Origin of the sequence: Streptomyces sp. NPDC007025 (assembly GCF_042869455.1) — a bacterium.
Lineage (GTDB): Bacteria > Actinomycetota > Actinomycetes > Streptomycetales > Streptomycetaceae > Streptomyces.
In genome coordinates, this window is sequence record NZ_JBIAFT010000012.1 from 229,586 (window position 1) to 239,482 (window position 9,897).

A 9,897-nucleotide genomic window follows, 5' to 3' on the forward strand; every position below is an offset into this window, starting at 1 on the left:
TGTCACCGCGTATGTGTGAGGTGCGATTTAGGCACCGCACGCACGCAGGGCTAACCTGCAAGGCGGACATGCCGCGCGACCCGTGGACGCCGCGGCCCTGCGGCACGCCCACGCTGACATCGACCGCGAGACCACTGATTAAGGGGACGGACGCGCGTGGACCTGTTCGAGTACCAGGCGAGGGACCTCTTCGCCAAGCATGACGTACCGGTGCTGGCCGGTGAAGTCATCGAGACATCCGAGGCGGCGCGCGAGGTGACCGAGCGGCTCGGCGGCCGGGCGGTCGTCAAGGCGCAGGTCAAGACCGGCGGCCGCGGCAAGGCCGGCGGCGTCAAGCTGGCCTCCGACCCGGCGGACGCGGTCGAGAAGGCCGGTCAGATCCTGGGCATGGACATCAAGGGCCACACGGTCCACAAGGTGATGCTCGCCCAGACCGCGGACATCCAGGAGGAGTACTACGTCTCCTTCCTGCTCGACCGCACCAACCGCACCTTCCTGGCCATGGCCTCCGTCGAGGGCGGCGTGGAGATCGAGGAGGTCGCGGCCACCAAGCCGGAGGCGCTGGCCAGGATTCCGGTGGACGCCATCGAGGGCGTGACCGAGGCCAAGGCCCGCGAGATCGCCGAGGCCGCGAAGTTCCCGGCCGAGCTGGTCGACCAGATCAGCAACGTGCTGGTCAAGCTGTGGGACGTCTTCGTCAAGGAGGACGCCCTCCTGGTCGAGGTCAACCCGCTGGTCAAGACCGCCGAGGGCAAGGTCATCGCGCTGGACGGCAAGGTGTCGCTGGACGCCAACGCCGACTTCCGCCAGCCCGAGCACGAGGCCCTGGAGGACAAGGCGGCGGCCAACCCGCTGGAGGCCGCGGCCAAGGCCAAGAACCTCAACTACGTCAAGCTCGACGGCCAGGTGGGGATCATCGGCAACGGCGCGGGACTGGTCATGTCCACCCTCGACGTCGTCGCCTACGCGGGCGAGGCGCACAGCAACGTCAAGCCCGCCAACTTCCTCGACATCGGTGGCGGCGCCTCCGCCGAGGTGATGGCCAACGGCCTGGAGATCATCCTCGGTGACCCGGACGTCAAGTCCGTCTTCGTGAACGTCTTCGGTGGCATCACCGCCTGCGACGCCGTCGCCAACGGCATCGTGCAGGCGCTGGAGCTGCTCAAGTCCAAGGGCGAGGACGTCAGCAAGCCGCTGGTCGTCCGCCTCGACGGCAACAACGCCGAGCTGGGTCGCAAGATCCTGACCGACGCAGCGCACCCGCTCGTGCAGCAGGTGGACACCATGGACGGCGCGGCCGACAAGGCCGCCGAGCTGGCCGCCAAGTAAGCCCGGACGAGACCGAACGAGGACACCGACACACCATGGCTATCTTCCTCACCAAGGAGAGCAAGGTCATCGTCCAGGGGATGACCGGCTCGGAGGGCCAGAAGCACACCAAGCGGATGCTGGCCTCCGGCACCAACATCGTCGGCGGTGTGAACCCCCGCAAGGCGGGCACCACCGTTGACTTCGACGGCACCGAGGTGCCCGTCTTCGGCGGCGTCAAGGAGGCCATGGAGGCCACCGGCGCCGACGTCACCGTGATCTTCGTCCCGCCGAAGTTCAGCAAGGACGCGGTCATCGAGGCCGTCGACGCGGGCATCGGCCTCGCCGTCGTGATCACCGAGGGCATCGCCGTCCACGACACCGCCTACTTCTGGGACTACGCGGCCCAGAAGGGCAACAAGACGCGGATCGTCGGCCCGAACTGCCCCGGCCTGATCACCCCCGGCCAGTCGAACGCGGGCATCATCCCGTCCGACATCACCAAGCCGGGCCGCATCGGCCTGGTCTCCAAGTCCGGCACGCTGACGTACCAGATGATGTACGAGCTGCGCGACATCGGCTTCTCGACCTGCGTGGGCATCGGCGGTGACCCGGTCATCGGCACCACCCACATCGACGCCCTCAAGGCGTTCGAGGCCGACCCGGACACCGACCTGATCGTGATGATCGGCGAGATCGGCGGCGACGCCGAGGAGCGTGCGGCCGACTTCATCAAGGAGAACGTGACCAAGCCGGTCGTCGGCTACGTCGCGGGCTTCACCGCGCCGGAGGGCAAGACGATGGGCCACGCGGGCGCCATCGTCTCCGGCTCCTCCGGTACCGCGCAGGCGAAGAAGGAGGCCCTGGAGGCCGCGGGCGTGAAGGTCGGCAAGACCCCGTCCGAGACCGCGCGGCTCGCGCGGGAGCGCCTGAGCGCCTGACGCCTGAGCGCCTGACGCCTGAGCGCCTGACGCCTGAGCGCCTGACGCCTGAGCGCCTGACGCCTGGGCACCCGGCTTCAGCCGCCCGACGGGCCCGCACCCTCCGGGGTGCGGGCCCGTCGGCGTGTCCGGCCGCGTCCGGATGGAGCGGAGGGGAGGCAGGTCCCGGCTACGGGAGGTCGCGCAGATGCCCCCGGGTGTTGGTGGACCGCAGCTGGGGGAGATATGCCTGCCCGGTTCCTCCGGCCGGTGCCCGGACCGAGGAGCCCGCGCTGTCCCGCTCGGTCGTGGGGGAGGAGCGCGTGTTCGTCCCGGTGCCGGTCCCCGTTCCAGTCCCCGGCCCCGCTTCCGGGCCGCCCGGGAACATCGCCGGGGCGAATGTCACCCGTGGTGCCCGCTCCCGCTCCTGCGCCGGGGCGCTGCCGCCGGTCTGTGGCGTCAGCAGCGTGAACGCGGTCGCAGCGGCCACCGCCGCCGTCAGGCCGACCGAAGCGCGCGTCCACAGCCGCGTCGTCCGCGCGCTGCCGCCCCGCACCAGTGGGGCGGGGACCGGGCGCACCGGCTGCGCTGCGGCCAGCTCGCGCAGCGTACGGGCCAGCACGGCACCCCGCCGACGACGCGGCGACCGTGCCAGCGGTGGCCAGCTCTCCTCCAGCGCCGCCCGCCCGTGCGCGATCCGTCCGGCCGCCGCCTCGGTGCTGCACTCCGCCTCGGCGGCCGTCTCGGTCAGGGCCAGTCCCAGCCCGTAGTGCAGCAGCAGCGCGGCCCGGTAGCTGCGTGGCAGCTCCAGGAACGACTCCAGCACCGCGCTGTCGGCCGACGAACCCCCGCAGACCTCAGGTCTGCGGTGTCTCGGATGGAACTGATGCCAGGGCGAGAGCGCGTAGTCGTACACCGTCGCCCGCACCGTCCGGGTCGGATCGCCCCCTGCCAGCACCTTCGGCCAGTGCTGCCACGCCTGGTGGAACGCCCAGCGCACGGCCCGTTCCGCCACCTTGCGGTGCCCGCACAGCAGCAGTGCCTGGCGGGTCAGTGCCCGCGCCTGCCACAGGTACAGCTCGTCGAACGCGGCGACCGGATCGTCCGGCAGCGCTGTCGTCCGCCGGGCCGACCGGACGAAATCCTCGACCGGGCCGGGCACATCCGCCACCACCTCGACCCACGGCTCCGGCTCGCTCCGCGGCGTCGGCGCCGGAACCCGCGGCGAGCCGGTCTGCGGCTGTGCTTCGCTCCGCGGGATCGGTGTGACGGGCTCTGCTTCCTCCCCGCCCCGCGTCGGCGTCTGCGCTGGTGTCTGTGCCGATGTCTGCGTCTGCCGCAGCGGCTGTGCCTGCGGCCGTGGCTGCGTGTGTGTCTGCGTCTGTGTCTGCTCGGACGGCTCCTGCTCCGAGGGCTCCTGCTCGGACGGCGTCTGCTCTGTCGCGGAGGTGTGACCGGCTTCGGGGCGTGGAGCGGTGTCGGATCCGGGTGCGGGCTCGGGTGCGAGCGTGGGTGTGGGCTCCGTGCCGGGCCCGCACCCGGACTCGGAGCCGGGCCCGGGTGCGGGTCCGGGTTCGCCCGTGGGGTCGGACGCGGATCGGGCCTGTGCCGTCTCCGGGGCCTGCGCGGCGGCTCCCGAGGCCCGCGCGGCGGCCTTCGGGCCCTGGGCTGCCGCCCGGCCGCCGGTGCTCTTCCCCCTCTTCCGATTCCTCGTCCCGTGCGCCGCCTTCTCCGCGCTCGTCGTCGGCCTCTTCCCCGTCCGGGCTTTCGCCTGGGTCTTCGTCCGGGCTTTCGCCGGAGTCCGCGCGGCCGGAGCCGCTCCGGGTGAGGGCGCGTCGGAAGCTTCCGGGGAACGGGGCCGGGCCGTGTTCCGGGCGTCGTCGGAGGAGGAAGAGAGAGGCATACCGCTTAGCTTGTGCGACACAGCGACAAAATGCCTGCTACTAGGGCAAAACGGGTGTTCTTGGCAGCATGGCGCTGTGAGCCCCCTGACGCACCGCGGTCCGTCGCTCTCCCCGGGCCGCCGCCGCCCTCGTCTCCTGCCCCTCACCAGCGGATGGCTGCTGGGCGGTGCGGTGGCCGCCGGACTCGGGCTCGGCCTGTCCGCCGTCGTCGTCCTGCTGCTGTGGACCGTCTCGCCGTATCCCGTCGGAGGAGCGGACGAAGCCCTGCGCACGGCGGCGGACCTGTGGTTGCTGGCGCACGGCGCGCAGCTCGTGCGGCAGGAAGCACTGACCGGCTCGGTGGCACCCGTGGGAGTGACGCCTCTGCTGCTGACGGCGGTACCCGTGTGGCTGCTGTGGCGCGCCACGCGGGAGGCGCTGGACGCGCGGCCGACCGCGGACGACGACTACGGGCCGTCGGAGGTGGCGGTATGGGTGTCGGGCGGCTATCTCCTGGTCACCGCCGCCGTGCTGGCCTCCGCAGCCGGCGGTCCGCTCGAGGCGGAACCCGTCAGCGCGGCCTGTCACCTGCCGCTGTTCGCCCTGCTGGTGACGGGGCTGTGTGCGGTCCGCTGCCTGCCGCCCCACGCGCTCGCGAGGAGCCGGGCCGGCCTTCTCGCGAGGCTGCCGGATCCGGCCCGCACCCGGTTGCGTGCCGCCCTGCGCCCTGTCACCCGGGAGCGGGTGATCGTGGCCGTACAGGCGGCCGGTACGGCCACCGTGGTGCTGTGCGCCGGCGGCGCGGCACTTCTGGCGGCTGCCCTCGTCTGGAACGCGCGCGCGGTGTTCGGGTCGTTCCCGCAGTTCGCGGGAAGCGCATCCGGGTATCTCGGGCTGCTGCTGCTCACGGTCGCGCTGCTGCCCAACGCGGCGCTGTGGGCGGCGTCCTACGTTCTGGGCCCCGGCTTCACGCTGGGCGCCGGTAGTGTCGCGGGCCCGCTCGCCACGACGGCGGCCCCGCCGCTCCCGCCGTTCCCGCTGCTGGCCGCCGTGCCGGAAGAGGGCTCCGGCAGCGTTCCGGAGTGGTGTCTGACCGGTCTGGTGCCCCTGCTGGGAGGGCTGCTGTGCGGCTGGTGGGTGGGGCGTTCCGAGGTGGCTGTCGGGCCCGAATCAAGTCCCGGACCCGGTTCCGGCCCCGGACCCCGACCCGGTCCCGGGAGGGCGCCGCGCGGTGGACCGGTCCGGCGCGCCACCGTCGTGACCGTCCTGCTCGCCGCCGTGTTCTGCGGGGCCGTCATGGCGCTGCTCACCGCGAGTGCGAGCGGCCCCCTCGGCGACGGGGCGCTCGCTCATGTGGGTCCCCGCTGGTGGCAGGCCGGAGGTGCGGCGTGCGCGTGGATGGCCGCTGTGGGACTGCCCACCGCGCTGTGGGTCGGCTGGTGGACGCGGTACCGCACGCGCAGGGCGACGGCCGCCGCGGCGCAGGCCGTGCGGGCCGCCGTGCTCGCCGCCCGCGGCTACGGCCCCGACCCCGCATGGCACACCGACGAGGTGCGCCGCGCACGCTGGTCCGTGATGAAATCCGCCTCCGGCGGCCTGATGCCCGACTTCGCGCCCGACGACTTCGACGGGCACCGCGGCCTCGAACGGTCCGCAGCGGGCGAGGCGGAGCGAGAACGGCGGAGCACGCCGCCGTCCGCACCGCGTACCGACGCCGACCGGCCCGCACCCGCGCCGGAGCGCCCGCTACCCGGCCGCGACGCCGTGGCCCCCGGCGCGCCCCGTGGTGGCACGTCGCCCTGTGGCGACACCCCGCCCTGTGGCGATGTACCGTCCCCTGCCGACGCCCGGCCCTCCGCAGGCGCCGCGCCCCCCGCCGACGTCCCGGCCCGCCCGGACGAGACGGTTCCGGCGGCCCCCGCGAAGTGATCCGTCGAGTACCGGGGTCCGCCCGTCCGCACAGTGGTGAGGCCGGTGGCGCCCGGTGGCGTGGTGTCGGCGGGTCAGCGGTCCTCCAGGAAGGGCCGCAGCTCCTCGGGCAGGTGCCGGGTGCAGTCGTCCCGGGAGGACTGGGTGAGCGCGTCGTTCTGGCAGGCGTAGAAGTCGCTGTACACGAACTGGAACGCGAAGGTGGCCCCGACGATCATGAGCGTCAGACTCGCGGTGACCAGGCCGCTGATGGCCGCTGTTCGCTTGGCCTTGGCCGCCTGGGCGGGCGTGACGGCCAGCGGTACCCGGGGCTTGCCGTCCGCGTCGCCGCCGGCGCCCTCCTGCTCCGCGCCGCGCGCCGTGCCGGCCACGTCCTCCGCGGTGGCCGCGGCACCCTTGCCCCTGCCGTCCTTGTCCTTCTTTCCGGCCTTTCCGGCCTTTCCGGCTTTCGTCGCGGGCTTGCCTCCCGACTTCGTCGCGGAAGCGGGCAGCTTGCCGCGCAGCGCGTTGCTGCCCCAGTAGAGCGAGAGCGCCCCGAGCAGCAGCGCGACCTGCGGCACGCTCAGCAGCGCGAAGAACAGGCCCCAGATTCCGGCGTGCAGGGAGTAGCGGGCATGGCGCTGCAGGGGGTCAGTGGGGTCCCAGCGCATCCCGCGGGTGCCGCCGGGGCCGTCCGGGCCGCCGGGACCGCCCGGTCCGGAAGGGCCCTGGTCGCCGTTGTTCCGGCCGTCCCCGCTGCCGCTGCCCGCCTTGCCGGGGCCGCCGCCGAATCCGCCGCTCTGCCGCCCGGGCTGCCGGGCGCTCCACTGGCTGCCCCAGCCCGACGCCTGCCGTTCACCGTCCGAGCCCCCGGCGTCTTCGCGATCCCCGCCCTGCGAGCCGCCGTCGGCCGAGCCGTCAGCCCGGCCCTCCGTCGGGCCGCCGTCCGACGAGCCCGCGGCGGTGCCCGACCCCTGGCCGGAGGGTCCCGAGGGCCCCGAACCTGTTCCGCCGGCCCCCGGCGACCCGCCGGTGCCGCGCTCGCGCGGCACCCGCGGCTCCCACGGCCGCTCCGGCTGCCCCTCCGGCGGCGGCGCGAAGGGGTTGTCCTCGCGGGAGGTGCTGTCGGATGCGGCCGCACGGCGGCGTCGGTCGGTCATCTGGTGTGTGTCTTCCTCATCGCTTCCGCGTCGCTTCCATGGCCCTGGGCCCTGAGCCCCCGCGGGAACCCAAGGAGACCGTGTCCCTGACGCTACCTTCCGCATGCGCCCCCGTCCCGTGGGGGCCGTTCCGAGTGCCGGTATCGTTGCCGACGGTCGGACGCTTCGTAGAGTTCCCCGGAATCCTCGGGTCCACGTGTTTGTACGACCGCACAATTCCGTCTCCCCGCGAGAGAGAGCCCTGTCGTGGACGCGCAGTCCTTCCGTCCCGTCGCCCCCGTGCGCCTCGTCGTCCTGGTGTCCGGGTCCGGCACGAACCTCCAGGCGCTGCTCGACGCCGCGGCCGACCCCGCGGTCGACGCCCTGTACGAGATCGTCGCCGTCGGGGCCGACCGGAGCGGTGTCGAGGGGCTGGCGCGGGCCGAGCGGGCCGGGATCCCCACCTTCGTGTGCCGGGTCAAGGACTTCGCCGACCGCGCCGAGTGGGACGCCGCCCTGACCGGGGCGACCGAGGCGCACGCCCCGGACCTGGTGGTCTCGGCGGGCTTCATGAAGGTGGTCGGCAGCCGCTTTCTGGCGCGGTTCGGCGGGCGGGTCCTCAACACGCACCCCGCGCTGCTCCCCAGTTTTCCCGGTGCCCACGGCGTACGCGACGCGCTCGCGTACGGCGCGAAGGTGACCGGATGCACTGTCCACTTCGTCGACGACGGCGTCGACACCGGTCCCGTCATCGCGCAGCGCGCGGTCGAGATCCGGGACGAGGACCACACCGACGAGGGTGCCGCCCTGCACGAGCGGATCAAGGAAGTCGAGCGACGGCTGCTCGTCGAGGTGGTGGGGCGCATCGCCCGCCACGGCTACACCCTCGAGGGGCCGAACATGAGAAGGGTACGACTGGGTCATGAGTGAGAATGCTGCGCTGGGCGCCAAGCGGCCGATCCGCCGCGCGCTGGTCAGTGTGTACGACAAGACCGGGCTGGAGGAGTTGGCGCGGGGGCTGCACGCCGCCGGGGTGCAGCTCGTCTCGACCGGTTCGACAGCGAAGCGGATCGCGGACGCCGGGGTTCCGGTCACCCCCGTCGAGGAGCTGACCGGCTTCCCCGAGTGCCTGGACGGGCGGGTCAAGACGCTGCACCCGCGCGTGCACGCGGGCATCCTCGCCGACCAGCGGCTGGCGGCGCACCGTGAGCAGTTGGGCGAGCTGGGCGTCGAGCCGTTCGAACTGGTGGTCGTCAACCTCTACCCGTTCGCGGACACCGTCGCCTCGGGCGCCTCCGACGACGCCTGCGTGGAGCAGATCGACATCGGCGGACCCTCGATGGTCCGCGCCGCGGCCAAGAACCACCCGTCCGTGGCGGTCGTGGTCAATCCGGACCGCTACGGCGAGGTCCTCGCGGCCGCCGAAGAGGGCGGCTTCGACCTGGCGGCACGGAAGCGGCTGGCGGGCGAGGCGTTCCAGCACACCGCGGCCTACGACGTCGCGGTGGCCGGCTGGTTCTCCGGGTACGCCGACGCCGCCGAGTCCACCGACGCCGGGTCCGGTGCCGGGACGGCGGGCGGGGGCGGCCGGGAGCACGACCCGTTCCCGTCCTTCCACGGCGTCACCTACCAGCGCAAGAACGTGCTGCGGTACGGCGAGAATCCGCACCAGCCCGCCGCGCTCTACACCTCGGGCGACGGCGGACTGGCCGAGGCGGAGCAGCTGCACGGCAAGGAGATGTCGTACAACAACTACGTCGACACCGACGCCGCGCGCCGCGCCGCCTACGACCACACCGACCCGTGCGTCGCCGTCATCAAGCACACCAACCCCTGCGGCATCGCGGTGGGCGCGGACGTCGCCGAGGCGCACCGCAAGGCGCACGCCTGCGACCCGCTGTCCGCGTACGGCGGTGTGATCGCCGTGAACCGGCCGGTGTCGCGGGAGATGGCCGAGCAGGTCGCGGAGATCTTCACCGAGGTCGTCGTCGCCCCCGGCTACGAGGACGGGGCGCTCGAGGCGCTCTCCCGCAAGAAGAACATCCGCGTGCTGCGCTGCCCGGAGGCGCCGGCGGCGCCGGTCGAGTTCCGTCCCGTCGACGGCGGCGTCCTGGCGCAGGCCAAGGACGTGTTCCAGGCGACGGGCGACGATCCGGCGCACTGGACCCTGGCCGCGGGGGAGGCGCTCGGCGCCGACGAGCTGGCCGAACTCGCCTTCGCCTGGCGGGCCTGCCGGGCCGTGAAGTCCAACGCGATCCTGCTCGCCAAGGACCGCGCCACTGTGGGCGTCGGAATGGGCCAGGTCAACCGCGTCGACTCGGCCCGGCTCGCCGTCCAGCGCGCCGGTGCGGAGCGGGCGCTCGGCGCCTACGCGGCCTCGGACGCGTTCTTCCCCTTCCCCGACGGGCTGGAGGTGCTGACCGCGGCGGGCGTGCGCGCCGTCGTCCAGCCGGGCGGCTCGGTCCGCGACGAGCAGGTGGTCGAGGCGGCGGCCGAGGCGGGCGTGACCATGTACGTCACCGGGACGCGGCACTTCTTCCACTGAGCGCCGGGCCGGGTCCGGCACAGGAAGGTCCGGCACAGGAAGGTCCGGCACAGGAATCGGGTCGGGGCCCCCCCCCCCCGGGGGGGGCCCCCCCCCCCCACCCCCCCCGGGGCCCCCCCCGGGGGGGGGCGGGGGGCCGGGGGCCCCCCGGGGCGCCCGGGGCCCGGCCCCCCAGAACCCCCGCACCCCCCCCG

7 protein-coding genes are annotated in these 9,897 nt (G+C 73.6%); 5 read left to right on the forward strand and 2 right to left on the reverse strand.

Going from position 1 to position 9,897, the window contains the following annotated elements:
• The first annotated feature begins 156 nt into the window (after positions 1 to 156).
• Together sucC and sucD are read left to right on the forward strand one after the other, a co-directional pair.
• The gene (gene sucC, locus ACFYMO_RS24085; protein ID WP_019354837.1) at positions 157 to 1,329 is read left to right on the forward strand and encodes an ADP-forming succinate--CoA ligase subunit beta; all 1,173 of its coding nucleotides are present in this window, start codon (positions 157 to 159) and stop codon (positions 1,327 to 1,329) included.
• 35 nt (positions 1,330 to 1,364) lie between these two features.
• Entirely contained in the window at positions 1,365 to 2,249 is an 885-nt protein-coding gene (gene sucD / locus ACFYMO_RS24090; RefSeq protein ID WP_075002133.1) for a succinate--CoA ligase subunit alpha, read from the forward strand.
• Positions 2,250 to 2,418: 169 nt separating this feature from the next.
• Here sucD and ACFYMO_RS24095 read toward each other — a convergent pair whose 3' ends face one another.
• The gene (locus ACFYMO_RS24095) at positions 2,419 to 3,390 is read right to left on the reverse strand and encodes an RNA polymerase sigma factor (protein ID WP_388548798.1); all 972 of its coding nucleotides are present in this window, start codon (positions 3,388 to 3,390) and stop codon (positions 2,419 to 2,421) included.
• Between the two features lie 817 nt (positions 3,391 to 4,207).
• Here ACFYMO_RS24095 and ACFYMO_RS24100 point away from each other — a divergent pair.
• A complete protein-coding gene (locus ACFYMO_RS24100) occupies positions 4,208 to 6,040 on the forward strand; it encodes a DUF6350 family protein (RefSeq protein WP_388548801.1) in 1,833 nt (610 codons plus the stop codon).
• 74 nt (positions 6,041 to 6,114) lie between these two features.
• Here ACFYMO_RS24100 and ACFYMO_RS24105 read toward each other — a convergent pair whose 3' ends face one another.
• The gene (locus ACFYMO_RS24105; protein WP_366772496.1) at positions 6,115 to 7,179 is read right to left on the reverse strand and encodes a hypothetical protein; all 1,065 of its coding nucleotides are present in this window, start codon (positions 7,177 to 7,179) and stop codon (positions 6,115 to 6,117) included.
• A gap of 246 nt (positions 7,180 to 7,425) precedes the next feature.
• Between ACFYMO_RS24105 and purN the strand changes: the two genes are divergently transcribed.
• Together purN and purH are read left to right on the forward strand one after the other, a co-directional pair.
• Positions 7,426 to 8,088 (forward strand): phosphoribosylglycinamide formyltransferase, encoded by a 663-nt coding sequence (gene purN / locus ACFYMO_RS24110; RefSeq protein WP_366772498.1) that lies wholly within the window; start codon positions 7,426 to 7,428, stop codon positions 8,086 to 8,088.
• Positions 8,081 to 9,703, forward strand: coding sequence for a bifunctional phosphoribosylaminoimidazolecarboxamide formyltransferase/IMP cyclohydrolase (gene purH / locus ACFYMO_RS24115; RefSeq protein ID WP_366772499.1), 1,623 nt, complete (start codon positions 8,081 to 8,083; stop codon positions 9,701 to 9,703). The genes purN and purH overlap by 8 nt, the downstream gene beginning before the upstream one ends.
• The last annotated feature ends 194 nt before the right edge of the window (positions 9,704 to 9,897 follow it).